Below are 25,688 nucleotides of genomic sequence, written 5' to 3'. Positions count from 1 at the left end.
GTTAGTAGCGTTCGCGATGACTCGAACGCCGCGTTCGGAAGAGGGTGGGGACCCGTGGTGCGCAGACCGGTGGCGTGGCTGTTGGCGCTCGTTCTGCTCGTGGAGGGCCTGGCGATCGCCGCGATCAACTGGTTCCTCGGAGTGGTCGTCGAACGCCAGCACATGTCCATGGGCGGCCTCGACCCGGACGTGATGTCCCTGTCCTCGAAGGTCGGCGGAATTCTGTTCGGGCTGTACTTCCTGCTGTGCGCCTACATAGCCCTGCTCGTCGGCCTGCGCGACCGCGCGCCCGCCGGCTTCGGCCGCATCGCCCTGATCAGCGCGGCGGTCGTCCACGGCCTGCTGGCCGCGCTGACGTGGGGTCTGGTGGGCTGGCCCGCCTTCGCGTTCATGGCCGCCGTGCTGGGGCTGATCGTCCTGCTGCTCATGACGTACGACGCCCAGGACGCCCCCGAGACGGCCGCGGGGCCGGAGCCTACGGGTGGGGCCGTGCCCGCGTGAGGACGACGACCTCGTCGGCCATGCCGATGACGATGTCGGGGCCTTGGGCGGCGATGGTGTCCGTGGGCAGGGGCAGCCTGATCGACTCCACGAGCTCGAGGGTGGTCAGGTTCCAGATCTGAACCGTGGCCTTCGCCTCGATGCCGTACTCGCCCCTGCCGGTCTGCTCCGCGCCGAAGGCCACGACGGCGTGCGGGTGCCCGTCGATGGTGGTGTACGCCAGAGCCTGCACGTCGTACCCGGGAGAGGTGTCCAGGACCGTGCCGGGGCCGCTGCCGTCGAAAGCCTGGACGCGGACGCCGTCGTAGCCTTCGATCAGGGCGTGCGGGCGCCCACCCCTGTGGAAACAGGTCACTTTGTACGTTCCTGTGTGCGAACCGCGGTAGTGCTCCGTGCGGTCCGAGCCGTCGACCAGGTCCCGGACGCTCATCAGCTCGCCCTTGCCGGTCACCGCGTGGGGGTGGCCGTCCAGGACGGTGCAGGCCAGCCCGTAGGGCATGCCGGTGGGGATGTCGATCTGCAGGTGGGCAGCCGCTCGTGCGAGGTCCCAGACCTGGACGCTTCCGTCCTCGGCCCACACGACGTGCGGTCGGCCGTCGATGTCCGTGCAGGTCACCTCGTAGATCCAGGACGGTTGCTCGACGATCCGCTTCGGCTTGTGGTCGCCGGCGAGGTTCCAGACGTACAGGCCTTGGTCCGCGGTGCCCAGGACCGCGTGCGGTTCGCCGTCGACCGTGAGGCAGACCGAGGCCGACACCCATGAGCCGATGTCCGCGTACCTCACGGGTGTCGGCGTGTCGGTCGCAAGGTTCCACAGCACGACGGCGCCTGTCTGGTCGCCGGTGACGGCGTGCGGACGCCCGCCGATCATGAGGCAGGACGCCGATCGGACCTCGTAGGTGTGGCCCGCACGCGACCCTTGCCAGGTGGCGTCGGTCAGATTCCAGATCCGCACCCCGTCACCACCGCCGGTGACGGCGTGGGGGCGCCCCTCGAACGTGACACAGGTGACGGTTCTGACGTCCTCGGTGTGCCCGGTGAGCGTCGCACGGAGCCTGCCGTCGACCAGATTCCAGACGCGGACGGTCTTGTCGTAGGCGACGAGGAGATGGGGAGTGCCCCCGATCAGGGTGCAGACCGCGGCGTGCGGAAAGGCGCGCGCGGGTGCCTGCAGGCTGTTGTGGCGGGCACCGGTGGCGAGGTTCCAGACCTCGACCCTCTCGAAGCCGCACACGACGACGTGCGGGTCGCCGTCGAGCACGGTGGAGGCCAGCACATACGGCTCTGCGGCACGCCGCCGGAAGCGCCGGCCCCGCCAGGTCCGCCACGGCTCTCCGGTCAGCAGGTCTCGCACCACGGCACGCCGGCCGTGTCCGTCCGGGGCGACGAGGTGGAGGCGTCCGCCGAGGCTGACGACCGTGGCCGCCGGGACTCCGAGGTCGTACGTGGCGAGTTCCGTGCGGCGTGTTCCGTCGACGAGGTCCCAGACACTGAGGGACCTTCGGGTGACCACGACGGCACAGAGACGTCCGTCCGCGGTCGCGCAGGCGAGGGTCTCGACCGGCTGCCCCACCTCGCAGCGGAGTACTTCTCTCTGCTCGGCCAGGTTCCACAGCCGCACGGTCCTGTCGTGGCTTCCCGAGACGGCATGCGGTACGCCGTCGATGTCGACGCAGCTCACGACTTCGACGGAATCGGTGTGGCCGGAGAGGACGGTCCGGCAGGTTTCGTCGGTCAGGTCCCAGACGCCGAGGTACCCCGTGCCGAAGATGCCCGTGACGACATGCGGCCGCCCGTCGACGACCGTGCTGTCCAAGCTCCTCACGGAGGTCGGATGGTTGCGCAACGTACTGCGCAGCGCCGGATTGATCAGGCCGCCCGTCGCCCACCGGGGCAGCCACCCCCGTCCCCGGGCGAACTCCCGGCTCAGTCCGCTGTCGCCGTACCGCGCCGCGTCGATCGCCAGGATGTCGCGACGCTCGCGCACCGAGGCCCCGGCGTGGGCGGCGTAGGAGGCCCGGTAGACGGCGGCCCGCAGGCTGCACTCGGGGGAGGCCGCGCTGTCCAGCACGCGGACGAGATGGGCCGGGGCGGCATGGAGCAGGAACTCGGTGTCCCTCAGCAGGTCGTCCAGGACACCCCCCGCCGCCGCATGGGTCGCCAGGTGGTTGCGGAGGTAGGGATGGACGCCGGACCACGCCCGTACGCCGGATTCCGGGGCGAGGCGGACCTGTGCGAGCAGGTATCGGGCGATGGACCGGTGGGCCGTCGTGTCGTCCGGCCCCCGGGCGCGCAGGTACTCCGCCAGGGACTCGTGGAAGAGGCGGAACGACGAGTCGCCGGTCGGCGTCTTCGACTGCACGACGTACGACGAGGCGTGTTCGTGCAGCCACTGCAGCGACTCCTCGGAGCACGGCTCGCCCGACAGCGACTCCGCCACCGACGCCCACACCGTGGACCAGGGCAGGCCCGCCCCTTGGGCGTAGGCCAACGGCATCAGCAGGCGCTCCACGAGCGGCCGCCTGGGCCCGAACTGCCTGAGGTACGCCTCGAAGGCGTCGTCCGCGCTGCTCGGCAGCCCGGCCTCCCAGCCGGGGGCGGTGGTGTCGATGCGTCGCGACTCGCGGATCAGGGCACGGGCCGTCATGCGGGCGACGAGGAAGGACGTCCCCGCGCGGGAGGCGATCCCGCGGGCCACCGTCGCCGCCGCCTCCGGCGACCCGCGGTAGGGCGAGGCCGAGGCCGGGTCCGCCGCGTCGAGCAGGAGCTTCGTCGCGTACTCGGCGATCTCGTGAGGGCGGACGCGGTCGTCCAGGTCGATGATCTCGACGGCGTCCCCCAGGGCGGGCAGCAGAGACCGCCGGGTGCCCACGATCAGGCGTACGGCGGGCAGCGCCGACATCGGCCGCAGCAGCCGCTGGGCGATCAGGCGGCCCTCGCCCGCGTCACCCGCGGCACCCGCCTCGTCCAGCGCGTCGACCAGGACCGTCACCGGGTCCGCGGACGCGCGTTCGCTCAGCGCCTGGAGCAGGTCGTCCAATGCGGCCCCCGGCTGGCGCACCACCTGCGCGAGGACGGCGGTCAGATCCTCCAGGGTGCCGTGCCGGGCGTGCAGTTGGACGACGTGGCGCTGATCGGCGATGCGGGCGAGAAGCCGGCCCAGGACGGCCGACTTGCCCGATCCGGGGTCGCCGGTGACGATCCGGGCCCGGCTGTCGTGGTGCGGCGCGTCCAGCCAGTCGGTCAGCTCGTCCAGGACCGCCGTACGGCCGGTGAAGTAGTCGCCCTTCTCCTCCAGGCTGCCCACTCCGCGCCCGCGGGTCTCGAAGTGGCCGCGGGTCTGGCGGCGCAGCCGGAGCAGGGTGTCGCCGTCCAGCGCGCGGCCGGACAGGGCGGGTATGTGGTCCTTGTTGCGGAAGAAGGGCGCGTAGCCGTCGCTCTCGATCGTCGACAGCCGGGCCTGCTGGGTCAGCCGCTCCGCCGCGAAGTACTTGTTGACCCGGTGCGTGACCTCCCGTACGCCGACGAACTCCGGCAGCACGCCCAGCCGCGGCTCCTGGAGCACCTCGGTGAGCGCGTCCACGAAGGCGTTCTCCCGGGCCCTGTCCTTGGAGCGGGCGGACGCCAGCAGCCAGCGGCCCGCCGCGCCCCGCCGGAACCGCGCGAGCTGGGAGGCCGTCCGGCCGATGTCCCCGGCGCCCTCGGCGGAGTAGCAGGTGTCCAGGACGATCAGGAGCTGGCCCACCTCGCTCTTGACCAGCGCCCGGCCCAGATCCTCGCTGGGCAGCGCGCTCGCGTCCAGGGAGCCCGGCACGCTGGTGGAGCAGAGCAGATGGTGCCGGTCGAGGTCCTTCACCCCGTGCCCGGCGAAGTAGAGCACGACCACGTCGTCCGGCCCGAGGTCCGCGCCGGCCGCCCAGGTCCCGATGCCCTCGCGCAGTTGCTGCGCCGTGGCGTCCGCCGCCAGCTCGGGCAGCACCGTCTCGTACCCCATCGGCTCCAGCAGTGTCCGCACCCGTGCCACGTCGTGGTGCACGCCGGGCAGGTCCGGGACCGTGGGGTCGGTGTACGTCCCCACCCCGACGGCGATGAGGAGTCTGCGGCCTTCCGCCGGGGCGTCGGCCGGTCCGGCGGTCGTCATGCGAGCCCCCGGGCCACCGCCGCCCCCGTCTTCGGCGCCGACAGATAGCGGGCGAAGTCGTGCATCCGGGCGCCGTTGTCGATGGTGTGGTCGGTGACCCGGTCGCCGAAGCGGTCGCGGAGACGGTCCGTCAGGGCGACGATGTCGCCCCGGTCGGCGATGTTGCTCCAGTGCCGGACCCGGCCGGGCCAGGCGCCGAGGCCGTCCGTCGGGGCGGGAGTGAGGCGGTCGAAGACGATCCCGCGCAGGCCCAGCGGCGAGCCCACGGTCACCAGGTCGAGCGGCTGCCACTCGGGATGCGCGCAGATCGTTTCGTACGCCACCACCGAGCCCAGTGAGTGGCCGACCAGCACCTTCGTGTCGGGCCCGACCTGCTCGGCGACCCGCCGCACGGCGGCGGCGCGCAGCTCCGGCTCGGTCAGATAGCGGCGCACCTGCCGCAGCGCGAAGATCAGCATCCGGTCGGACACCCGGCCGAAGAACGCCGACGCGGCCAGCGCGTCCAGGGCCGTGCGCACCCAGGTGTACCGCAGCGCCCGGGAGACGGCGAAGGCGCCGATGCCCCGGGTGCCCGGCTCGTCGGGGGCCGGTACCCCGGGGTCGATCCGAGCGGCGGTCTCCCACCAGGCGGCGAGGAGTTCGGCCTCCATGTCGTCCTCGACGTCGGTCTCGTCCCACGGGGGCAGATCGATGGAGCGGGTGCCCGGCTCGAAGTACAGGTCGCCGTAGAAGGCGCAGGACACGTCGTCGGGGTCCACCCGCATTCCGGCGTCGCTGAGCTGTACGCCGTCCTGGAGGGCGGGTACCAGGTCCCGGCGCAACTGCTCCGGGCCGAGAAACTCCTGCGCGATGCCGTGCACCATGACGATCCGGCTCATCAGCGGCCCTGCCCCCCGTGCGGATGCCCTACATCGTCACCGTACGCCGTGGGACCTCAGGTCCACAGGTCGGTGATGGAAACCCCCAGCCGGCCCAGCAGGCGGCGGACCAGGGGCAGGCTGATGCCGATGACGTTGCCGTGGTCGCCGTCGATGCCGTCGATGAACGGGGCCGAGCGGCCGTCGAGGGTGAAGGCGCCCGCGACGTGGAGGGGCTCGCCGGAGGCGACGTAGGCGGCGATCTCCTCGTCGGTGGGATCGCCGAAGCGGACGACCGTGGAGGCGGTGGCCGAGGCGTAGCGGCCGGTGGCGGTGTCCCAGACGCAGTGGCCGGTCTGCAGGACGCCCGCACGGCCGCGCATGGCCTTCCAGCGGGCGGTGGCCTCCTCGGCGTCGGCGGGCTTGCCGAGGGCCTGGCCGTCGAGTTCGAGCACCGAGTCGCAGCCGATCACCAGCGCGCCCTGCACCTCGGGCCGGGCGGCCACCACGGAGGCCTTGGCCTCGGCCAGGGCGAGCGCCAGTTCGGCCGGGGTCGGCGCGGTGACGGCGTCCTCGTCGACGCCGCTCACGATCACCTCGGGGGCGAGTCCGGCCTGGCGCAGCAGCCCGAGCCGGGCGGGGGACTGGGAGGCGAGGACGAGTCGGCGGCGGGGCTGATCAGTCATGCCGCCAGCGTATCGGCGCGGCCTCGCGGTGGCAGGCCGTGTCTCACCTCAGGCCGATCGCGATCATCGCCAGCACCATGGCCACGGCCATGAGAACGCCCAGCCGCCGCAACATCGCCTGCATCTCACGCAGTTCCTCGGGCGGTTCGTTCTCCGGGTCGGACCACAGCATGACCGCAATGGTCCGGCCGGCGGCTCGGGCGGCGCCTGAGTACGCGTACTCAACTTAACTAAATGGAACTCTGGTTCTGTTAGCCTAATGGTGCTTCGGTTTCATTAGGCTCCGTCAAGGCGAGGAGGACCCTGCCGTGTTCACCACTGTCTGGACCGCATCACCCCAGCTCCCCAGCGAGGGCTTCACCCCCAACTGGTCCCGCGAGGGCTTCTGGCGCCAGTCGCTGCGCCAGATCGTCCGGCTCTCCGCAGGCGGAGGCCGGGTGCGGATACGGCTGTCCCACGCGTACGGCACCTCAGCGCTGCGGGTCGCCGCCGCGAGCGTGGCGCGGGCTGGGGAAGGGGCCGGGGCCGAGGCGGGGACGCTGCGGCCGCTCACCTTCCGGGGAGAGCGGGAGGCGGAGATCCCGGCCCGCGGCGAGATCGTCAGCGACGCCGTCGAACTCGCCCTCGGCGCGGGTGACTCCCTCGCCGTCACCCTCTACTTCGACACCGCCACCGGGCCCGCGACCTTCCACGCACAGGCCTTCACGAACAGCTACCGCGGCGAGGGCGACCTCACGGGCGCCACGGACGCCAGCTTCGACGCGGTCACCGAGTCCTGGTACGTGCTGTCCGCCGTCGAGACGGACGCGGGACGCCGGGACGCGGTCGCCCTCTTCGGCGACTCGATCACCGACGGCTTCGGCTCCACCCCGGGCACGGACCGCCGCTGGTCCGACGTCCTCGCCGCCCGCACCGGGCGGCCCGTGCTGAACGCCGGGATCGGCGGGAACCTGCTGCTCAACGACTCGGCGTGGTACGGCGAGAAGGGCGTCCACCGGCTGTCCAGGGACGTCCTGGCCCACCCGGGCGTGGACACCCTCGTGGTGCTGCTCGGGCTGAACGACATCGGCTTCAGCGAGACCGACGAGCAGCCGACGTACAAGCCCGCGCCCGTCCTGGAGGCGGACGAACTGATCGCCGGCCACCGGGAGTTGATACGCCAGGCTCGCGGGGCCGGGCTACGGGTGATCGGGGCGACGCTGCTGCCGCTGGCGGGCTCGGACCACTGGGGGGAGCACGCGGCGAAGGTGAGCCATGAGCTCAACGAGTGGATCCGGAACTCCGGGGAGTACGACGCCGTCGTGGACCTCCACCGGGCCCTGGCCGATCCTCAGGACCCCGACCGGCTGCGGGCGGCGTACGACTTCGGCGATCACCTGCACCCGAACGACGCCGGGTACGAGGTGATGGCCGAAGCCGTCGCGGACGTGCTGCAGACCCTATGAGGGCCAGTAGGTGCGGGCCCAGGCCGAACGCCCCGGCTGGGGCACCCGCCGGCCCGCGATGCGGGACGGGTCGGACCAGGAGTCCCTCGGGGCGGGTGCGCCGGACGGCAGAGCCGAAGCCGCCACGGCGCGGGCCCTGACTACCGCCAGGGCGGCGGCCAGCTCCTCGGGGGTCGGGTTGCCCCGTACGACCTTGATCGTCACAGCGGCTCCTTACAGGGGGATGTTGCCGTGCTTCTTCGGAGGCAGGGATTCCCGCTTCGTGCGCAGCTGACGCAGGCCGCGCACGATGTGGCGGCGCGTGTCGGACGGGGCGATCACGGAGTCGACGTAACCGCGCTCGGCCGCGATGTAGGGGTTGAGGAGCGTGTCCTCGTACTCCTGGATCAGCCGGGCGCGCACCGCCTCCAGGTCCTCGCCGTTGGCCTCGGCCTCCGCGAGGGTCCTGCGGTGCAGGATGTTGACCGCGCCCTGGGCGCCCATCACCGCGATCTGGGCCGTCGGCCAGGCCAGGTTGATGTCGGCGCCGAGGTGCTTGGAGCCCATGACGTCGTAAGCACCGCCGAAGGCCTTGCGGGTGATCACCGTGATCAGCGGGACCGTGGCCTCGGCGTAGGCGTAGATCAGCTTGGCGCCGCGGCGGATGATGCCGTCGTGCTCCTGGCCGACACCGGGCAGGAAGCCGGGCACGTCCACGAACGTCAGCACGGGGATGTTGAAGGCGTCGCAGGTGCGCACGAACCGGGCCGCCTTCTCGGAGGCCGGGATGTCCAGACAGCCCGCGAACTGCATCGGCTGGTTGCCGACGATGCCGACCGGGTGGCCCTCGACCCGGCCGAAGCCGGTGACGATGTTCGGCGCGAACAGCGCCTGCGTCTCGAAGAACTCGGCGTCGTCCAGGACGTGCTCGACGACCGTGCGCATGTCGTACGGCTGGTTCGCCGAGTCCGGCACGATCGTGTCCAGCTCGCGGTCCTCGTCCGACACGGCCAGGTCGGCCTCCTCGGGGAAGGCCGGCGCCTCGGAGAGGTTGTTGGACGGCAGGTACGACAGCAACTGCTTGACGTACTCGATCGCGTCCTTCTCGTCACCCGCCATGTGGTGGGCCACACCGGACACCGAGTTGTGGGTGCGGGCGCCGCCCAGCTCCTCGAAGCCGACGTCCTCGCCGGTGACCGTCTTGATGACGTCCGGGCCGGTGATGAACATGTGCGAGGTCTGGTCGACCATCACCGTGAAGTCGGTGATCGCGGGGGAGTACACCGCGCCGCCCGCGCACGGGCCGACGACGAGGCTGATCTGCGGGATGACACCGGAGGCGTGCGTGTTGCGGCGGAAGATCTCGCCGTACGCGCCCAGCGAGGCCACACCCTCCTGGATGCGGGCGCCGCCGGAGTCGTTGATGCCGATGACCGGGCAGCCGGTCTTCAGCGCGAAGTCCATGACCTTGACGATCTTCTGGCCGTAGACCTCGCCCAGGGCACCGCCGAACACGGTGAAGTCCTGCGAGAACACCGCGACCGGGCGGCCGTCGACCGTGCCGTAGCCGGTGACGACGCCGTCGCCGTACGGGCGGTTGGCGTCCAGGCCGAAGTTGGTGGAGCGGTGACGCGCGAACTCGTCCAGCTCTACGAACGAGTCCTCGTCGAGGAGCAGTTCGATCCGCTCACGCGCCGTCAGCTTGCCCTTGGCGTGCTGCTTCTCGACGGCACGTGCCGAGCCGGCGTGCGTCGCCTCCTGGATGCGGCGCTGGAGATCCGCGAGCTTGCCCGCGGTGGTGTGAATGTCGATCTCTTCCGGCTCGGACATCGGGATGCGGCTCCCTGCCTGCTCAAAAGGGGGGACGATTACTCATCCGTAGCGTAGTGGTGGGCCTACCGATCGGCAGTGCGGCATACAACACACCTAGGGTGGCTTGCATGACGCCGCGAGAGCCTTCCGAGAACCGCTGGTCCGACCTGGACCGGCCGCCCCTGAACGTCATGTCCCTGCGCCGGGGACTGGTGCGCGAGGGAGGGCTCTACTGCGACGTGGAGGTGGTGCGCAGCACCGGCTCCACCAACTCCGACCTCGTCGCGCTCGCCGTCGCGGGCGAGGCCGAGGAGGGCGCCGTCCTCGTCGCCGAGGAGCAGACCGCCGGACGCGGCCGCCTGGACCGGCAGTGGTCCGCCCCGCCCCGCTCCGGCCTCTTCTTCTCCGTCCTGCTGCGCCCCGCGGAGGTCCCGGTGGCCCGCTGGGGCTGGCTGCCCCTGCTCACCGGAGTCGCCGTCGCGACCGGCCTGTCCCGCGCGGCGGGCGTGGACACGGCACTCAAGTGGCCCAACGACCTCCTCGTCACCGTCGGCGGCGAGGAACGCAAGGCCGGCGGCATCCTCGCCGAGCGTGCCGGCGACGACATGGTCGTCCTCGGCGTCGGCATCAACGTCACCCTCCGCGAGGACGAACTCCCCGTCCCGCAGGCGGGTTCCCTCGCCCTCGCGAACGCCGTCAGCACCGACCGCGACACCCTCCTGCGGGCCGTCCTGCGCACCCTGGAGGACTGGTACGGCCGCTGGCGCGCGGCCGGCGGCGACCCCACCGCGTCCGGCCTCCAGGAGACGTACGCGGCGGGCTGCGCGACTCTGGGACGGACGGTCCGTGCCGAGCTCCCGGGCGACCGCTCGCTGGTCGGCGAGGCCGTCGCGATCGACGGCGACGGAAGGCTCGTCATCGCGACCAAGGAGGGCGTACAGGAACCGGTAGGCGCAGGAGACATCGTGCACCTGAGACTGGCTTGAGGACGGGTACCTGAAGGGGCGCGGGGAACTGCGCGACCAGCCACGGGAAACCCGCACCCCGGCAGCGAAGAGAAGCCACAACGGCGCAGCCCCGACGCGGCGAAACCCAACGGAGTGAGGCCGTACAGTTGAGGCCGGTCGATACCTGACCGCGACAGATCGGAAGGGCAGCAGGCGTGACCGTCGACGACACCGGCACCGACCCCGGTGAGGACCCGCTCGCGCTGCGTCTGGAACAGCTCATCCTCGGCGCCGAGCGGCGCTACACCCCTTTCCAGGCCGCCCGCAGCGCCGGTGTCTCCATGGAGTTGGCGTCCCGCTTCTGGCGGGCGATGGGCTTCGCCGACATCGGCCAGGCCAAGGCGCTCACCGAGGCCGACGTGCTGGCGCTGCGCCGGCTGGCCGGTCTGGTGGAGGCGGGGCTGCTGAGCGAGGCGATGGCCGTGCAGGTGGCCCGTTCCACCGGGCAGACCACGGCCCGGCTCGCCGAGTGGCAGATCGACTCCTTCCTGGAGGGCCTGACGGAGCCGCCGGAGCCGGGCATGACCCGGACCGAGGTGACGTACCCGCTGGTCGAGCTGTTGCTGCCCGAGCTGGAGGAGTTCCTCGTCTACGTCTGGCGCCGCCAGCTCGCAGCCGCGACGGGCCGGGTCGTGCAGGCCGGCGACGACGAGGAGATGGTCGACCGCCGGCTGGCCGTCGGCTTCGCCGACCTGGTCGGCTTCACCCGCCTCACCCGCCGCTTGGAGGAGGAGGAGCTCGGCGAACTGGTCGAGGCCTTCGAGACCACGGCAGCCGACCTGGTCGCCGCGCGCGGCGGACGGCTGATCAAGACCCTGGGCGACGAGGTGCTGTACGCCGCGGACGACGCGGGCACGGCGGCGGAGATCGCCCTGCGCCTGATCGAGACGATGGCGAACGACGAGACGATGCCGGAGCTGCGGGTGGGCATCGCCTTCGGCACGGTCACCACCCGGATGGGTGATGTTTTCGGTACGACGGTGAATCTGGCCTCCCGTCTGACCTCCATAGCCCCTCGGGACGCTGTGCTCGTCGACAGCGCCTTCGCCGAGGAGCTGATCCGCACGGGCGAGGCGCCCGCCTCCGAGACGGAGGCCGCGGAGGCGGCTGCCGCCGCGGAGAAGGAGGGCGAGGAGCCGCCGGCCTACCGTTTCGCGCTCCAGCCGATGTGGCAGCGTCCGGTGCGAGGCCTCGGCGTGGTCGAGCCGTGGCTGCTGACGCGCCGGGAGGGCGCGCCTACGGTGTGATCACGGCTGCTCGTCCAGCACGCACAGCCCGATGACCGGCAGGCACAGCCCTGGCGGCGGGGTCGGCTGGGTGGTGGCCGGGGGCGGTGAGGAAGGCTGCGGCTGAGGCGTGGTCGGCGTCGGCTGCGGGGCCGGGGAACGGGTGGCCGTCGGTGGTCCCTCGGTCGGCTGGTTCGTCCGGGGCGTCGGGGTGCTCGGCGCCTGCGGGATGCCGGTGGCGGTAGGGGCGGCGGGCTCGGACGCGGCGGCGGAGGACGGCGCCGCCGTCGCCCTGGCGGGCACGTCCGCACTGACGCCCGGCACCGGCGAGGAAGCCGTCCCGCCGAGCGGGACGGTCGCCGACGGGCTCGCCTGCGGCACGGTGGTGACGGTGGCCCCCGCGTTCGTCGCCCGCTCGGTCCCCCGGTACGGATTGATCCGCGGCTCGGCCTCCGCCACCCCCGGCCCCCCGATCCCCGTCTCCGGCGCCATCCGTACCAGACTCAACGCCCCCGCCGCCAGCGCCAGCCCACCCACCGCCAGCACCGCCCTGCGCGGCCGCGGCCGCCGGTGCCGGCCCCGCATCCTCCCGACCCCGGCGGGGCCGGGTGCCGGCGTGGGGGCGAGGCTCGGCTCCTCCCGGGCGCCAGCCCTGGCCTCGGGCCCCGCCGGAGCGCGGGACACGTGCGCCTTCGCGACGGCGTCGGCCCCCGAGGCTGCCGCGGGGGCGCCGGTCTCCGCGAGGGCGCGGGCCGCGCGGGGCTGCGTGACCCCGTCGGACCTGCGGGTGCCCGCCTCGGTGTCGGGGGTGGCGGTTGCCGCGGTGGCGTTCGGCGCGCCGGTCTCCGCGACCGACTGCGTGACCCCCTCGGACTTGCGGGTGCCCGCCTCGGCGTCGGTCCGGTCCGCCCCCGCCGCAGCTTCGGCGTTCGCCCCGGGTTCCTGCGGCGCCGCAGCCGCTTGCTCGCCGGCCGCCTGTCGTGGGGCCGTGGGCGTCGCGGCCCTCGCACGTGCGGCAGCCCTGCCGGCGGTCCCTGTGTCTCCGGTCGTGTCGTCCGTCATCGTGATGCCTCCCCGATGCGCTCGCGCCCCCGTGCGCCGTGGCCGTGCACGCTAGGCGCTCCGGCGGCGCCGGGTGGGGGAGTCGGTGGGGATGTCACTCGAACGGGTTGTCGGCGAGGTACTCCGGGCCGCTCTTCCCCCGGAGGGACCCGGCTGCGATGATCGGGGCGACAGTTGTTAACCCGCGTTAACCGGAGGGCGTTCATGAGCGAGGAGCGGTTCGGGGAGTTCGTGGCCGTGCGGCGGCACGGGGACGGGGGCCATGTGGCCGAGCTGGCCCTGGACCGGCCGAAGGCGATGAACGCGGTGTCGACGGAGATGGCCCGCTCCATCGCCGGGGCGTGCGCGGCGCTGGGGGCGGACCGGAGTGTCCGGGCCGTCGTGGTCACCTCCACGCACGAGCGTGCCTTCTGTGTCGGCGCCGACCTGAAGGAGCGCAACTCCTTCACCGACGCCGAGCTGGTGCGCCAGCGCCCCGTCGCCCGCGGCGCCTACACCGGCGTGCTGGAACTGCCCGTGCCGACGATCGCCGCGGTGCACGGCTTCGCGCTCGGCGGCGGCTTCGAGCTGGCGCTGTCCTGCGACATGATCGTGGCCGACCGTACGGCCGTGGTCGGTCTGCCCGAGGTCTCCGTAGGGGTCATCCCGGGCGGCGGCGGCACCCAGCTCCTGCCTCGCCGGGTCGGCGCCGCCCGCGCGGCCGAGCTGATCTTCACGGCCCGCCGCGTGGAGGCGGAGGAGGCCAGGGACCTCCGGCTGATCGACCACCTCGTCGACGCCGGCCAGGACCGCGAGGAGGCCCTCGCGCTGGCCGGTCGTATCGCCGCCAACTCCCCGGTCGGACTGCGCGCCGCCAAGCGCGCCCTCCGCCTCGGCCACGGCCTGGACCTGCAGGCGGGCCTGGAGGTGGAGGACGCCGCCTGGCGGTCGGTGGCCTTCTCGGGGGACAGGGCGGAGGGAGTCGCCGCCTTCAACGAGAAGCGCAAGCCTCAGTGGCCGGGTGAGTGAGTACGCCCCTCCCACCTATTCGCCACACAAACCCACCACACCGCCCCAAAGCTCCCTAACCTGGAGCAATGGGCGAGGACAAGCGACTCTCGGCGGTAGTCGCGCTAGCGCAGGGCATGGCCGCGGCACACACCCCCCGCGAGTCCTGGCGCGCGGCGGCGCAGGGCGCCTGCCACGCGCTCGTCGGCAGCTTCGCCGCGCTCTCGGTCTGGGAGCGTGAGCGGGGCCGGCTGAGGGTCCTGGTGAACGTGGGGGAGCGCACCTCCGGCGAGGTGGAGTACCCGGACGACGAGACCTACCCCGTCCATCAGTTCCCGGAGATCACCGAGTTCCTGCACGAGCGCTGGGCGGGCGGCGGCGGCCCCAACGCCTGGGTGGAGACCGCCGACGGCCCCGCCGCGGGCCGCCCCGGCTACATCCACCAGCGCGTCGCGGCCCTGCGCCGCCGGGGCCGCGGCAGCTGTGTCGTCGCCCCGGTCGTGCTGCACGGCCGGGCCTGGGGCGAACTGTATGTCGCCCGGCCCGTCGGAGAGCCCGTGTTCGAGCCGGCCGACGCGGAGTTCGCCACCGTGCTCGCCGCGGTCGTCGCGGCCGGCCTCGCCCAGACCGAGCGTCTCGAGGAGGCCCGCAGGCTGGCGTTCACCGACGCGCTGACCGGCCTCGCCAACCGCCGGTGCGTCGACATGCGCCTGGACGAGGCGATCGAGCGCCACCGCACCCAGGGCGTGGTCGTCAGCCTCGTCGTCTGCGACCTGAACGGCCTCAAGCGGGTCAACGACACCCTCGGCCACGCCGTCGGTGACCGTCTGCTGGAACGGTTCGGCTCGGTGCTGTCCCTGTGCGGCGCGATGCTGCCCGGCGCGCTGGTCGCCCGGCTCGGCGGGGACGAGTTCTGCCTGCTGGCGGTCGGCCCGCCCGCCGACGACGTGGTCGAGGTCGCCGAGGAGCTCTGCCGCAGGGCCGCCGAGCTGGAGCTGGGCGAGGGCGTGGCCTGCGGGGTGGCGTCCACCGAGGACCCGATCGGCGCGGTCCCCTCGGCCCGGCGCCTGTTCCGGCTGGCCGACGCCGCCCAGTACCAGGCCAAGGCCGTACGGGGCGGCAAGCCGGTGGTGGCCGGCCGTGAGGGCCCGGACGACCCCGTCGTACGCCTGGCCGACGAGCCCTCGCACGAGACCGGAGCCGAGCGGCGCCGCTTCCGCGGCCGTCAGTGACGTACGAGAAGCGTGACCGCAACGGATGTGACGTATTCGGTAAGGGGCGAACCCGGCTCCCACTGGTGACATCTTCGTCTTCACTGCGTACGCTCCTGAATATGGATATGCACACTGTGGTGGTGGGGACGTCCGGCACGACCGCGTCCGACGTCCTCGCCGTGGCGCGCGGCGGCGCCCGGGTCGAGCTCTCCGGGGAGGCGGTGGCGGCCCTCGCGGCAGCCCGCGAGATCGTCGAGGCGCTGGCCGCCAAGCCCGACCCCGTCTACGGCGTGAGCACCGGCTTCGGCGCCCTGGCGACCCGGCACATCAGCCAGGAGCTGCGCACCCAGCTCCAGCGCAACATCGTCCGCTCGCACGCCGCCGGCATGGGCCCGCGCGTCGAGCGCGAGGTCGTGCGCGCGCTGATGTTCCTGCGCCTGAAGACCGTCTGCTCCGGCCACACCGGCGTCCGCCCCGAGGTCGCGCAGACCATGGCCGACCTGCTCAACGCCGGGATCACCCCCGTCGTGCACGAGTACGGCTCCCTCGGCTGCTCCGGCGACCTCGCCCCGCTCTCGCACTGCGCCCTGGCGCTCATGGGCGAGGGCGACGCCGAGGGCCCGGACGGCACCGTGAAGCCCGCCGCCGAGCTGCTCGCCGAGGCCGGCATCGCCCCCGTCGAGCTGCGCGAGAAGGAGGGCCTGGCCCTCCTCAACGGCACCGACGGCATGCTCGGCATGCTGATCATGGCCCTCGCCGACCTCGACACCCTCTACAAGAGCGCCGACATCACCGCGGCCCTCTCCCTGGAGGCCCTGCTCGGCACGGACAAGGTCCTCGCCCCCGAGCTGCACGCCATCCGCCCGCACCCGGGCCAGGGCGACTCCGCCGCCAACATGCTGGCCGTGCTGCAGGGCTCCGGCCTCACCGGCCACCACCAGGACGACGCCCCGCGCGTGCAGGACGCCTACTCGGTGCGCTGCGCCCCGCAGGTCGCCGGCGCCGGCCGGGACACCATGGCCCACGCCCGCCTCGTCGCCGAGCGCGAGCTGGCCTCCGCCGTCGACAACCCCGTCGTGCTGCCCGACGGCCGCGTCGAGTCCAACGGCAACTTCCACGGAGCCCCGGTCGCCTACGTCCTGGACTTCCTCGCCATCGCCGCCGCCGACCTGGCCTCCATCGCCGAGCGGCGCACCGACCGGCTGCTCGACAAGAACCGCAGCCACGGCCTGCCGCCGTTCCTCGCGGACGACGCCGGCGTCGACTCCGGCCTGATGATCGCCCAGTACACGCAGGCCGCGCTGGTCAGCGAACTGAAGCGGCTCGCCGTGCCGGCCTCGGCCGACTCCATCCCGTCCTCCGCCATGCAGGAGGACCACGTCTCCATGGGCTGGTCGGCCGCGCGCAAGCTGCGCACCGCCGTCGGCAACCTCACCCGCGTCATCGCCGTCGAGCTCTACGCCGCCGCCCGCGCGGTCGAGCTGCGCGAGGGCCTCACCCCGGCCCCGGCGACCCGCGCGGTCATCGACGCCGCCCGCGCGGCCGGCGTCGGCGGCCCCGGCCCGGACCGCTTCCTCGCCCCCGACCTCGCCGCGGCGGACGCCTTCGTCCGCGACGGCTCGCTGGTCGCGGCGGCGGAGAAGGTCACCGGGCCGCTGCGCTAACCCATACGGAAGGGCCCCGTCCGGCGTTCCGGACGGGGCCCTTCCGTGCAGCTGGTTACTTCAGCTTGGTGGCCTGCGCCTGCACGACCTCGGCCGGGATCACGTACGACTTGCCGGACACGAGCGCGCCCAGGTTCACCGCGTAGTACGTGGCGAGGGTGTTGCCGTGCCGTACCACCTCGGCGTGCACGGTCCCCTCGGTGCCGTCCATGTCGCCGGTCACGGCGAACGCCACGGACTCGTCACCGGTGCCGGAGCTCTTCTCCTCGGCGACCTTGTTGACCTTCTGGGTCTCACCGTCCTGGGTGCCCGAGAAGCCGCCCGCGCAGTCCTTGACGGCGTCGGAGACGGACTTCAGCACCTCCTCGGCACCGTCACCGTCGTACGAGGAGAGCCCCACGACCGCGTAGTTGACGTTCATGGCGTCGGCCATGGCGTCCTCGGCGTTGCCGTCGGTCAGGTCGTCCAGGGACTTGGAGGCCGTGTCCGACGGCTTCTTCTCCTGCATGGCGCCGGTGTTGGTCTCCGCCGCCGCGTCACCCGGAGCCAGGCCGCTCATGACGTACGTGAGCGGAAGGCACTTCTCCTCCGCCTTGATGTCGTCCTTGGCCACGACGGCCGACTTCTCCAGCGGCTCGACCTTGTAGCCGGTCACATCGCCCTGGGCGATGATCAGCTTCTCCAGCTCGGCCTTGGTGTACGTCTTGGCGTTCTCCGACGCACCACCCGAGCCGGTGTTCTTGGAGTCGTCCGAGCCACTGTCCGAGCACCCCGTGAGAAGTGCCAGAGACATCGCGCCCACGACAGCCGTGGCGCACAGGCGCGCCCCCGTTGATCTGTTCATGAGCGGACTATGAGTGTTCGGTCAAAGACGCGTCAAGCTTGGGTATTTAGAACCCAAGTCGCTCTCTACGCACCGAATACGTCACGAATCCGGCGCCGACCGCGAGGAAGAGCGTGCCGCCGACGACGTACGGCGTGCTGTCGAAGCTTCCGGTGTCGGCGAGTTCGGTGCCGCCCTGCGAGTCCTGCAAGGCCTCGGTGCTCGCCGCCACGGCCGCCCTGGCCTGGGTCGTCGTGGTCGTCGAGGGCTGCTGTCTCGCCGGGGAGCCGTCCGTGGCGTTGGCGGACGGGACGAACCACAGGGCGCCCAGCAGGGTGGCCGCGGCGGTGGCTGTCAGCAACGGACGACGAGCGGATGACACGGAATATCGATCCCCTTGTGGCGCTGGCGAATTGGCCGTGTGGGGCGATGCTAGGGCCTGTGCGCCGGATCAGGCCAGCCGCGAGCGGAAGCGGTTGCCCGCGCAGGTGGGCGCGGGCCCGAGGGCGTCCGGCCGAAAGGCGCGGGTCGCGGGAAAGCCGTGGGCGCGGGGAGCCGTACGCTCGCGACATGAGCACTCCTGAGACATCACGTTTCGTACGGCTTCGCGTGGAACTCGTCCTCGAGGTGGACGACGTGGAGGCGGTGACCGGCGCGGCGCTCGCCCGCATCGCCGAGGACGACGAGATGCCCGACACCGAGCGCGCCCACGCCGAAGGCGCTGTGACGGAGGACACGGCGGAGGCCCTCGCCTACCTCGTGGACCCGTTCGACCTGGTGGGCGACGTGCCCGGGGTCGAGCTCCAGCAGGCCTCGTGGAGCAGCGAGCTGATCGACTACGACCCCGATTCGCCGGACTGGGATCTCGGCGAGGATGATGTCGACGGCGATGAGGAAGAGGGCGACGACGGCGGGGAGCGGTCCGTCCGCTGAGCCGGACGTGGGGAAATCGTGACCTCGGACGGCAACCGCCGTCCGGGGTTTCTTCGTCTCACGGACGGCAACAGCCGTCCGGCAACGTGGTGTGCCCCACACATACGGGACATGTGGAACGGGACGGACCGGTCGTAGCGTTGAACGTTATTGGCGGGGAACTCTCGGGGTACTGGGGATTCGGCAACGATGGAGAAGCGTGTGATGACGAACAGTAAGCGGCGCAAGGGCCTGACGGTCGCGTCCGCACTGCTCGGCGGTGTGCTGGTGCTCTCGGCCTGCTCCGGCGGCGACGAGGCCAAGGCCGACGGGGCCGAGGACACCTCGCAGGCCAAGGTCGACGAGGCGGCGGCGCAGAAGACCTCCGAGGCCCAGATCAAGATCACGCCGGCGGACGGCTCGAACAACGCCTCCATCAACAACTCGGCAGCCGTCACGGTGAGCAAGGGCACGCTCACCGAGGTGACGATGACCACCGCGGACGGCACCGCCGTCGCCGGTGAGATATCCGCCGACAAGACCAGCTGGAAGCCCACCGCCCAGCTGGAGCGCTCCACCACCTACAAGGTCGCCGTGACCGCGAAGGACGCCGAGGGCCGCGAGGCCCACGAGAACGCCTCCTTCACCACGGTCTCGCCGGACAACAGCTTCATCGGCTCCTTCACGCCGGAGGACGGCTCGACCGTCGGCGTGGGCATGCCCGTGTCGATCAACTTCGACAAGGCGATCACCAACAAGGTGGACGTCCAGAAGGGCATCACCGTCACCTCCTCCAGCGGGCAGGAGGTCGTCGGCCACTGGTTCAACGCCAACCGCCTCGACTTCCGCCCCGAGGACTACTGGCAGCAGAACTCGACCATCACGCTGAAGCTGGCGCTCGACGGGGTCGAGGGCGCCGAGGGCGTCTACGGCGTCCAGCAGAAGACGGTCACCTTCCAGATCGGCCGCAACCAGGTGTCGTACGTCGACGCCAACACCAAGCAGATGAAGGTCACGCAGAACGGCAAGGTCGTCAAGACCATCCCGATCTCCGCGGGCTCGCCCGACAACAAGACCTACGAAGGTCAGATGGTGATCTCCGAGAAGTTCAAGGAGACCCGGATGAACGGCGCCACGGTCGGCTTCACCGACGACGACGGCAAGGGCGAGTACGACATCAAGGACGTGCCGCACGCCATGCGCCTGACCACCTCGGGCACCTTCATCCACGGCAACTACTGGGGCGCCGACTCGGTGTTCGGCAACGTCAACACCAGCCACGGCTGCGTCGGCCTGAACGACACCAAGGGTGCCAACGACCCCAATACCGAGGCCGCGTGGTTCTACAACAACTCCATCGTCGGTGACGTGGTCGTCGTGCAGAACACCGGCGACAAGACCGTCTCGCCGGACAACGGCCTCAACGGCTGGAACATGAGCTGGGCGGAGTGGAAGGCCGGCTCGGCCGTCTGATCCCTCCCGCTGGAACTCCTCGCTGCCGCCGTGCCTTCGGGCCCGGCGGCAGCGGCGTGTCCGGGCTTCTCATGCGGCTCTTATGCGGGGCTCAACCGCCCATCACGAGGCGTGCCTAGCTTGCGGCGCATGTTCTTCACCTACCTGAGGCGCGAACTGCGCCGCCGTAGAAAGGCGGCCCTCGTCGTCGCCTCCGGCCTCGCGCTGGGCATCGCCCTCGTCATCGTGGTCACCTCCGTGTCCTCCGGCATGGGCAAGGCGCAGGACAAGGTCCTCCAGTCGCTGTACGGCCTCGGCACCGACATGACGGTCACCAAGGCCGCCGCGGCCCCCACCGGCGAGCAGGGCAGCGGCCCCCGCTTCCGCTTCGACGCGCGCGACAGCGACTCCGGCTCCGACGCGCAGGAGCAGAGCAGCGACCGCGTCATGGTCCAGGGCTTTGAGACCCTCGCCTCCTCCACCGTCGCCAAAGTGGCTGCGCAGGACGGTGTCGCGGACGCGGTCGGCGGACTGAGCCTCCAGGTCGTCCGGGTCAGCGGTGCGTTCACCCGCGGCGAGTTCCAGCAGGGCGAGGCACCCGCCCAAGGGGGGCCGGGCGGCGGGGCCGCCGAGGGCCGCGTCGAGGGCGGCGGCGCCGACTTCGACGTCGACAACTACTCCGTCTACGGCACCGACGTCACCGAGCCCGCCCTCGGCCCGCTGACCTCCTCGAAGATCACCAGCGGCCGCACCTTCAAGACGTCCGAGACGAACGCGAAGGTCGCCGTCGTCGACTCCGCGTACGCCAAGGAGAAGAAGTACAAGGTCGGTTCGACGGTCACCGTCAAGAGCGTCGAGTACGACGTGATCGGCGTGGCCACCGCCGACAGCGGGGACGCGGCCGCCGACGTCTACCTCCCGCTGAAGCAGGCCCAGACCCTCGCCGGCTCCGCGAACAAGGTCACCACGATCTACGTCAAGGCCGAGGACTCCCAGCGGATCGACGCCGTGAAGGCGGCCGTCCAGAAGAACATCGCGGGTACGACGGTGACGACGTCGGCCGATCTGGCGGACCGGGTGTCGGGGTCGCTGTCGACGGCGTCGAGTCTGGCGGCCGGCGTGGGCAAGTGGCTGTCGATCGTGGTGCTGGTCGCCGCCTTCCTGGTGGCGGGGCTGCTGACGTCGTCCGCGGTGTCCCGGCGGGTGCGGGAGTTCGGCACGCTCAAGGCACTGGGCTGGAGGTCCGGCCGCGTCACCCGCCAGGTGATGGGCGAGGCCGTGGTCAACGGGCTGGTGGGCGGCGCACTGGGCATCGCGCTGGGCCTCGCGGGCGCGTACGCCGTCACCGCACTGAGCCCGACCCTGCAGGCCGAACTCGGTGGCGCGATGAGCGGCCCGCGCATGGTCGGCCCCGGCCGCGAGGCGGCGACGAAGACCCTCGACGTCGCCCTCACGGCGCCGGTGAGCCTGGCGACGATCGCCCTCGCGGTGGGCCTGGCGGTGACAGGCGGCCTCATCGCGGGCGCCTTCGGCGGCTGGCGAGCATCGAGGCTGCGCCCGGCAGACGCCCTCCGCCGCATCGACTAGGGGCGCGGGGAACTGCGCGATCAGCCCACGACGACCGGTAGACGAAGGACCGACATGTACGACCTGAAGGCAGTAACAAAGCACTACACACGGGGCAAAGAGACCGTGCAGGCCCTGTCCGGTATCGACCTCACCATCAACGACGGCGACCGCCTGGTCATCCAAGGCCCCACCGGCGGCGGCAAGTCCACCCTCCTCCAGATGCTCGGCGGCCTCGACCGCCCCACCTCCGGCCAGGTGTTCCTCGACGGCACCGACCTCGCCGCCCTCCCCGAGGCCCGCCTCACCCGCGTAAGAAGCGAAAGCATCGGCTTCGTCTTCCAGAGCTTCAACCTCATCCCGACCCTGACCGCCCAGGAGAACGTGGAAACGGCCCTCGTCCCCCTCGGCATCAAGGCGAAGGAACGCCGAGAACGAGCCGCGGAGGCACTGGAGTCGGTCGGCCTCGGGGAACGCCGGGGCCACCTCCCCGGCGAGATGTCCGGAGGCCAGCAGCAGCGCGTCGCCATAGCCAGAGCACTCGTCAAGCACCCCAAGGTGCTGCTCGCCGACGAACCCACCGGCAACCTCGACGAGTCGATGCGCGACGAGGTCATGGAGGTCCTGGAGACCATGTGGAAGGAGCACGGGCTGACCTTCGTGATGGTCACGCACGACACCGCGATCGCCAGGCGCGCTCCACGCCTCGTGACGATCCGCAAGGGCGCAGTCTCGGTCACGGAACGCGCGGTGTCCTGAAAGCGCTCCCGTCCCGCGGGTTTTATGACCGAGTCGTGACGAACCCGTGTTGAGGCGGCTGATCACCCCCCGGCATACTTCATCCTCCGGGGGGTGTACGCGCAGGTGTACGGGATGACCCCCGGCCGGGTGAACGGGGAAGTCGCCCGGCACTCCATCTCCCAGGGGGAGTCTTGCGCAGACAAGTGAAGAAGGTCGGCGCGGCCACAGTGGCCGGCGCCGCAGCCGTCGCCCTGGCCGCGGGTCTGACCAGCCCGGCCTCGGCCGAGGCCGGCACCCAGCACCACGGCACCGCCGCCAAGCTGACGGACCGTCATCGCGTCACGCTGATCACCGGCGACCGTGTCACCGTCGACGGCAAGGGCCGTGTGCTCGGCCTGCAGCGCGCGGAAGGCCGCGAGAACATACCCGTGGCCGTCCGCAAGTTCGACGGGCACACCCTGGTCATTCCGGCGGACGCGGCCCGTCTGGTCGCCTCCGGCAAGCTGGACCAGCGGCTGTTCGACATCACCGAGCTGAACAAGGCGGCGACCCGCAAGTCCCAGAAGAACGGGCTGAAGGTCATCGTCGGCTACAAGGGAGCCGCCACCTCCGCCAAGGCGGACGTCCGTGAGGCCGGCACCCTGCGCCGCACCCTGAACACGCTGAACGCCGACGCCGTGCAGGCGAGCCAGGCCGACACGCCCGAGTTGTGGGACGCCGTCACCGACGGCTCCAGGACCGCGGCCGGCATTGCGCACGTCTGGCTCGACGGCACCCGCAAGGTCACGCTCGACACCTCCACCACGCAGATCGGCGCCCCCACCGCGTGGGCGGCCGGCTACAACGGCAAGGGTGTCAAGATCGCCGTCCTGGACACCGGTGTGGACGCCACCCACCCGGACCTGAAGACCCAGGTGACGGCGTCGAAGAACTTCACCTCCGCCGCCGACGCCTCCGACAAGTTCGGCCACGGCACGCACGTCGCGTCCATCGCGGCGGGCACCGGCGCCAAGTCGGGCGGCAAGTACAAGGGCGTGGCCCCGGGCGCGACCATCCTCAACGGCAAGGTGCTGGACGACTCCGGCTCCGGTGACGACTCCGGCATCCTCGCCGGCATGGAGTGGGCGGCCGAGCAGGGCGCCGACGTCGTCAACCTCAGCCTCGGCGGCCCCGACGGTCCCGGTGTGGACCCGCTGGAGGCCGAGGTCGACAAGCTGTCCAAGGAGAAGGGCATCCTCTTCGCGATCGCGGCCGGCAACTCCGGCCCCGAGAGCGTCGGTTCGCCCGGCTCCGCCGACTCCGCGCTCACCGTCGGCGCCGTGGACTCCGCCGACAAGCTCGCCCCGTTCTCCTCGACCGGCCCGCGCGTCGGCGACGGCGCGATCAAGCCGGACGTCACCGCCCCGGGCGTGGACATCACCGCCGCGTCCGCCAAGGGCAGCGTCATCGAGCAGGAGGTCGGCGAGAACCCGGCCGGGTACCTGACCATCTCGGGCACCTCGATGGCCACCCCGCATGTCGCGGGCGCCGCCGCCATCCTGAAGCAGCAGCACCCCGACTGGACGTACGCCGAGATCAAGGGCGCCCTGACCGCCTCCACCAAGGGCGGCAACTACACGGCGTTCCAGCAGGGTTCCGGCCGTATCCAGGTCGACAAGGCCATCAAGCAGACCCTGATCGCCGAGCCGGTCTCGGTGAGCTTCGGCACCCAGCAGTGGCCGCACACCGACGACACCCCGGTCACCAAGGCGCTGACGTACCGCAACCTCGGTGACACGGACGTCACGCTGACCCTCAAGGCCAGCGCCAAGAACCCGCAGGGCACCGCCGCCCCGGCCGGCTTCTTCAAGCTGGGCGCCACCACGGTGACCGTCCCGGCGCACGGCAAGGCCTCCGTCGACGTCACCGTCGACACCCGCCTGGGCGGCACGGTCGACGGCGCGTACTCCGCGTTCGTCACCGCGACCGGAGGCGGCCAGAGCGTCCGTACGGCCGCCGCGGTCAACCGTGAGGTCGAGTCGTACGACGTGACGCTCAAGCACATCGGCAAGGACGGCCAGCCGACGGGTCAGTACAGCACCCTGCTGATCGGCTACGCCGGCCTCGGTGAGGGCCGCATGGTGGACGTCCCGCTGGACAACAGCGGTGTCACCACCATTCGTGTCCCGCGCGGCACGTACAGCCTGGACGGCTGGATCGTGAAGGACCTCACCTCCTTCGAGGGCGGCATCGACTGGCTGGTCCAGCCGAAGCTGAACGTCACCAAGAACACCACGCTGACGCTCGACGCCCGTACGACGAAGGCGGCCGACATCACGGTGCCCGACACCGCGGCCAAGCCGCTGTCGGCGACGATCAGCTACGTCTTCGGCAACGACAGCTTCGGCATCGGCGTCAGCTTCATGGCGTCCTCCTTCGCCGACCTGCGCATCGCCCACCTGGGCCCGACCATCACCGGTCTGTCCCAGACCTGGGGCGGCCAGTTCACCAAGGGCACGGCCACCGAGTGGGACGTGGCGCTGACCTCCTCCAACCTCACCAAGGTCGTGGGCGACAAGGTCAAGCACTTCAAGGCCTCTGAGCTCGCCACCCTGAAGAACGTCCTGGCCTCGGCCACCTCGGGCAAGACCGGCGCGCTCACCGTCTACGGCCTCCTCCCCGAGGACTTCGTGATGGGCCTGTCGGTCCCGCAGAAGCTGCCCGGCACGCGCACGGTCAACGTGTCCACCGCGAACGGCATCGCCTGGGGCCTGGACTTCGAGCAGTTCGGCGGAGCCCGGGACGCCGACGGCTTCCCGATCGCCGAGGCGTTCTACACCTCGGACGGCGTGAAGGCCTACCAGGCGGGCAAGACCTACACCACCACCTTCAACAAGCCGGTCTTCGGCCCGCGCGTGACGGCCGACTACGGCCTCTACCGCAACGGCAACAAGATCGGCGGTCTGCTGCCGCTGTACGCCGACTCCGCGGGTCACCCGGGCACCTCCGACTTCACGTCGGTGGCGACCACCCTGTACCGCAACGGCGTCAAGGTCGCCTCGCACGACGACCCGCTGCTCGGTGAGAAGGAGTTCACGGTCCCGTCCACGGACGCCGAGTACCGTCTGACCACCTCGGTCAAGCGCAGCGTCCGCGTCGCCGCCGCCTCCACGCGGATCGACGCCAGCTGGACCTTCCGTTCCAAGAAGCCGACCACCACCGACGACGTGGCGCTGCCCGCGTCCACCGCCGTCTTCGGCGCCAAGACCGGCTCCGACGGCCGGGTCGCGGCCGGTGTGAAGCAGACCTTCCCGGTCTCGGTCCTGGGTGCGGCGCGGGGTACCAACCTCAAGTCGCTGTACGTGTACGTGTCGTACGACTACGGCCAGACCTGGAAGAAGGTCACCGTGACGAACGGCAAGATCACCGTGAAGAACCCGGCGGCCGGCAAGGGTGTCTCCTTCCACGCCAAGATCACGGACAAGAAGAACAACAAGTCGACGGTGTCGATCTACAACGCCTACTACGGCAAGTGAGTTGATCCGTCTGCTCACTGAGCGTTGAGCTCACAGAGCCCACAGCTCCTTGAGCCCTCGGCTCACTGAGCCTTGAGCGAACGGCCTGTCGGAAGCCC

The 25,688-nt window shown here is 71.5% G+C and carries 21 protein-coding genes; 12 read left to right on the top strand and 9 right to left on the bottom strand.

The features are described from left to right. Positions 1–54 precede the first annotated feature (54 nt). Positions 55–501, top strand: a complete 447-nt coding sequence (locus tag RKD23_RS14170; protein WP_424854015.1) for a hypothetical protein — start codon at positions 55–57, stop codon at positions 499–501. On the opposite strand, the gene RKD23_RS14165 is transcribed toward RKD23_RS14170, so the two are convergent. Genes RKD23_RS14165 through mmpB form a run of 4 tightly spaced genes read right to left on the bottom strand, consistent with a single transcriptional unit; the run spans position 476 to position 6,357 of the window. Further along, positions 476–4,642, bottom strand: a complete 4,167-nt coding sequence (locus tag RKD23_RS14165; RefSeq protein WP_424854014.1) for a caspase family protein — start codon at positions 4,640–4,642, stop codon at positions 476–478. The genes RKD23_RS14170 and RKD23_RS14165 overlap by 26 nt on opposite strands. Then, positions 4,639–5,520, bottom strand: a complete 882-nt coding sequence (locus RKD23_RS14160) for an antibiotic ABC transporter ATP-binding protein (RefSeq protein ID WP_424854013.1) — start codon at positions 5,518–5,520, stop codon at positions 4,639–4,641. Before RKD23_RS14160 ends, RKD23_RS14165 begins: the two co-directional genes overlap by 4 nt. 56 nt (positions 5,521–5,576) lie before the next feature. Continuing rightward, positions 5,577–6,185, bottom strand: coding sequence for a Maf family protein (locus tag RKD23_RS14155; RefSeq protein WP_404042584.1), 609 nt, complete (start codon positions 6,183–6,185; stop codon positions 5,577–5,579). Positions 6,186–6,228: 43 nt separating this feature from the next. After that, positions 6,229–6,357, bottom strand: a complete 129-nt coding sequence (gene mmpB, locus RKD23_RS14150) for a morphogenic membrane protein MmpB (protein WP_399645817.1) — start codon at positions 6,355–6,357, stop codon at positions 6,229–6,231. Positions 6,358–6,493: 136 nt separating this feature from the next. On the opposite strand from mmpB, the gene RKD23_RS14145 reads away from it, so the two are divergent. Continuing rightward, the gene (locus RKD23_RS14145) at positions 6,494–7,630 is read left to right on the top strand and encodes an SGNH/GDSL hydrolase family protein (RefSeq protein WP_424854012.1); all 1,137 of its coding nucleotides are present in this window, start codon (positions 6,494–6,496) and stop codon (positions 7,628–7,630) included. Here RKD23_RS14145 and RKD23_RS14140 read toward each other — a convergent pair. Beyond that, the gene (locus tag RKD23_RS14140) at positions 7,625–7,834 is read right to left on the bottom strand and encodes an acyl-CoA carboxylase epsilon subunit (RefSeq protein ID WP_424854011.1); all 210 of its coding nucleotides are present in this window, start codon (positions 7,832–7,834) and stop codon (positions 7,625–7,627) included. The two genes, RKD23_RS14145 and RKD23_RS14140, sit on opposite strands and share 6 nt — an antisense overlap. 9 nt (positions 7,835–7,843) lie before the next feature. Next, positions 7,844–9,439: an acyl-CoA carboxylase subunit beta gene (locus RKD23_RS14135; protein WP_424854010.1), complete on the bottom strand. Its 1,596-nt coding sequence runs from the start codon at positions 9,437–9,439 to the stop codon at positions 7,844–7,846. A 110-nt stretch (positions 9,440–9,549) separates the two neighbouring features. On the opposite strand from RKD23_RS14135, the gene RKD23_RS14130 reads away from it, so the two are divergent. Both RKD23_RS14130 and RKD23_RS14125 read left to right on the top strand, forming a co-directional pair. Then, positions 9,550–10,407: a biotin--[acetyl-CoA-carboxylase] ligase gene (locus tag RKD23_RS14130; protein ID WP_424854009.1), complete on the top strand. Its 858-nt coding sequence runs from the start codon at positions 9,550–9,552 to the stop codon at positions 10,405–10,407. Between the two features lie 176 nt (positions 10,408–10,583). Further along, positions 10,584–11,675 carry an adenylate/guanylate cyclase domain-containing protein gene (locus RKD23_RS14125; protein WP_424854008.1) on the top strand — a complete coding sequence of 364 codons (1,092 nt, stop codon included), beginning with the start codon at positions 10,584–10,586 and terminating at the stop codon, positions 11,673–11,675. Here the strand turns inward: RKD23_RS14125 and RKD23_RS14120 are convergent, their stop codons facing one another. Continuing rightward, positions 11,676–12,716 (bottom strand): hypothetical protein, encoded by a 1,041-nt coding sequence (locus RKD23_RS14120; RefSeq protein ID WP_424854007.1) that lies wholly within the window; start codon positions 12,714–12,716, stop codon positions 11,676–11,678. A 204-nt stretch (positions 12,717–12,920) separates the two neighbouring features. Here RKD23_RS14120 and RKD23_RS14115 point away from each other — a divergent pair, with 204 nt between their 5' ends. From RKD23_RS14115 to hutH, 3 genes are all read left to right on the top strand, one after another. Continuing rightward, positions 12,921–13,724, top strand: coding sequence for an enoyl-CoA hydratase/isomerase family protein (locus tag RKD23_RS14115; protein WP_424854006.1), 804 nt, complete (start codon positions 12,921–12,923; stop codon positions 13,722–13,724). A 68-nt stretch (positions 13,725–13,792) separates the two neighbouring features. Continuing rightward, complete coding sequence (locus RKD23_RS14110) at positions 13,793–14,935, top strand: diguanylate cyclase domain-containing protein (RefSeq protein WP_424854005.1); 1,143 nt, start codon at positions 13,793–13,795, stop codon at positions 14,933–14,935. A 107-nt stretch (positions 14,936–15,042) separates the two neighbouring features. Next, the gene (hutH, locus tag RKD23_RS14105) at positions 15,043–16,581 is read left to right on the top strand and encodes a histidine ammonia-lyase (RefSeq protein ID WP_424858231.1); all 1,539 of its coding nucleotides are present in this window, start codon (positions 15,043–15,045) and stop codon (positions 16,579–16,581) included. 55 nt (positions 16,582–16,636) lie between these two features. Here hutH and RKD23_RS14100 read toward each other — a convergent pair whose 3' ends face one another. Then, positions 16,637–17,425, bottom strand: a complete 789-nt coding sequence (locus RKD23_RS14100) for a hypothetical protein (protein ID WP_424854004.1) — start codon at positions 17,423–17,425, stop codon at positions 16,637–16,639. A gap of 46 nt (positions 17,426–17,471) precedes the next feature. Further along, complete coding sequence (locus RKD23_RS14095) at positions 17,472–17,765, bottom strand: hypothetical protein (protein WP_404042574.1); 294 nt, start codon at positions 17,763–17,765, stop codon at positions 17,472–17,474. A 209-nt stretch (positions 17,766–17,974) separates the two neighbouring features. On the opposite strand from RKD23_RS14095, the gene RKD23_RS14090 reads away from it, so the two are divergent. From RKD23_RS14090 to RKD23_RS14070, 5 genes are all read left to right on the top strand, one after another. Continuing rightward, a complete protein-coding gene (locus RKD23_RS14090) occupies positions 17,975–18,337 on the top strand; it encodes a hypothetical protein (RefSeq protein ID WP_424854003.1) in 363 nt (120 codons plus the stop codon). A gap of 189 nt (positions 18,338–18,526) precedes the next feature. Then, complete coding sequence (locus RKD23_RS14085; RefSeq protein ID WP_424854002.1) at positions 18,527–19,789, top strand: L,D-transpeptidase; 1,263 nt, start codon at positions 18,527–18,529, stop codon at positions 19,787–19,789. 129 nt (positions 19,790–19,918) lie between these two features. After that, positions 19,919–21,355 (top strand): ABC transporter permease, encoded by a 1,437-nt coding sequence (locus RKD23_RS14080; protein WP_424854001.1) that lies wholly within the window; start codon positions 19,919–19,921, stop codon positions 21,353–21,355. 54 nt (positions 21,356–21,409) lie between these two features. Then, positions 21,410–22,093, top strand: coding sequence for an ABC transporter ATP-binding protein (locus RKD23_RS14075; protein ID WP_424854000.1), 684 nt, complete (start codon positions 21,410–21,412; stop codon positions 22,091–22,093). Between the two features lie 173 nt (positions 22,094–22,266). Beyond that, the gene (locus RKD23_RS14070) at positions 22,267–25,590 is read left to right on the top strand and encodes a S8 family peptidase (protein ID WP_424853999.1); all 3,324 of its coding nucleotides are present in this window, start codon (positions 22,267–22,269) and stop codon (positions 25,588–25,590) included. Positions 25,591–25,688 lie beyond the last annotated feature (98 nt).

The organism is Streptomyces sp. SAI-170 (assembly GCF_049739565.1).
In the GTDB taxonomy this organism is placed as follows: domain Bacteria; phylum Actinomycetota; class Actinomycetes; order Streptomycetales; family Streptomycetaceae; genus Streptomyces.
Note: the sequence above shows the minus strand (reverse complement) of the source record. Positions and strands in the feature narration are given on the sequence as shown.

Excerpts from the sequence above, each read along its gene's own strand:
- RKD23_RS14165 (WP_424854014.1), bottom strand. The coding sequence starts at position 4,642 with ATGACGACCGCCGGACCGGCCGACGCCCCGGCGGAAGGCCGCAGACTC.
- hutH (WP_424858231.1), top strand. The coding sequence starts at position 15,043 with ATGCACACTGTGGTGGTGGGGACGTCCGGCACGACCGCGTCCGACGTC.
- RKD23_RS14075 (WP_424854000.1), top strand. The coding sequence starts at position 21,410 with ATGTACGACCTGAAGGCAGTAACAAAGCACTACACACGGGGCAAAGAG.
- RKD23_RS14085 (WP_424854002.1), top strand. The coding sequence starts at position 18,527 with ATGGAGAAGCGTGTGATGACGAACAGTAAGCGGCGCAAGGGCCTGACG.
- RKD23_RS14160 (WP_424854013.1), bottom strand. The coding sequence starts at position 5,520 with ATGAGCCGGATCGTCATGGTGCACGGCATCGCGCAGGAGTTTCTCGGC.
- mmpB (WP_399645817.1), bottom strand. The coding sequence starts at position 6,357 with ATGCTGTGGTCCGACCCGGAGAACGAACCGCCCGAGGAACTGCGTGAG.
- RKD23_RS14130 (WP_424854009.1), top strand. The coding sequence starts at position 9,550 with ATGACGCCGCGAGAGCCTTCCGAGAACCGCTGGTCCGACCTGGACCGG.
- RKD23_RS14135 (WP_424854010.1), bottom strand. The coding sequence starts at position 9,439 with ATGTCCGAGCCGGAAGAGATCGACATTCACACCACCGCGGGCAAGCTC.
- RKD23_RS14090 (WP_424854003.1), top strand. The coding sequence starts at position 17,975 with ATGAGCACTCCTGAGACATCACGTTTCGTACGGCTTCGCGTGGAACTC.
- RKD23_RS14155 (WP_404042584.1), bottom strand. The coding sequence starts at position 6,185 with ATGACTGATCAGCCCCGCCGCCGACTCGTCCTCGCCTCCCAGTCCCCC.
- RKD23_RS14115 (WP_424854006.1), top strand. The coding sequence starts at position 12,921 with ATGAGCGAGGAGCGGTTCGGGGAGTTCGTGGCCGTGCGGCGGCACGGG.
- RKD23_RS14100 (WP_424854004.1), bottom strand. The coding sequence starts at position 17,425 with ATGAACAGATCAACGGGGGCGCGCCTGTGCGCCACGGCTGTCGTGGGC.
- RKD23_RS14120 (WP_424854007.1), bottom strand. The coding sequence starts at position 12,716 with ATGACGGACGACACGACCGGAGACACAGGGACCGCCGGCAGGGCTGCC.
- RKD23_RS14080 (WP_424854001.1), top strand. The coding sequence starts at position 19,919 with ATGTTCTTCACCTACCTGAGGCGCGAACTGCGCCGCCGTAGAAAGGCG.
- RKD23_RS14110 (WP_424854005.1), top strand. The coding sequence starts at position 13,793 with ATGGGCGAGGACAAGCGACTCTCGGCGGTAGTCGCGCTAGCGCAGGGC.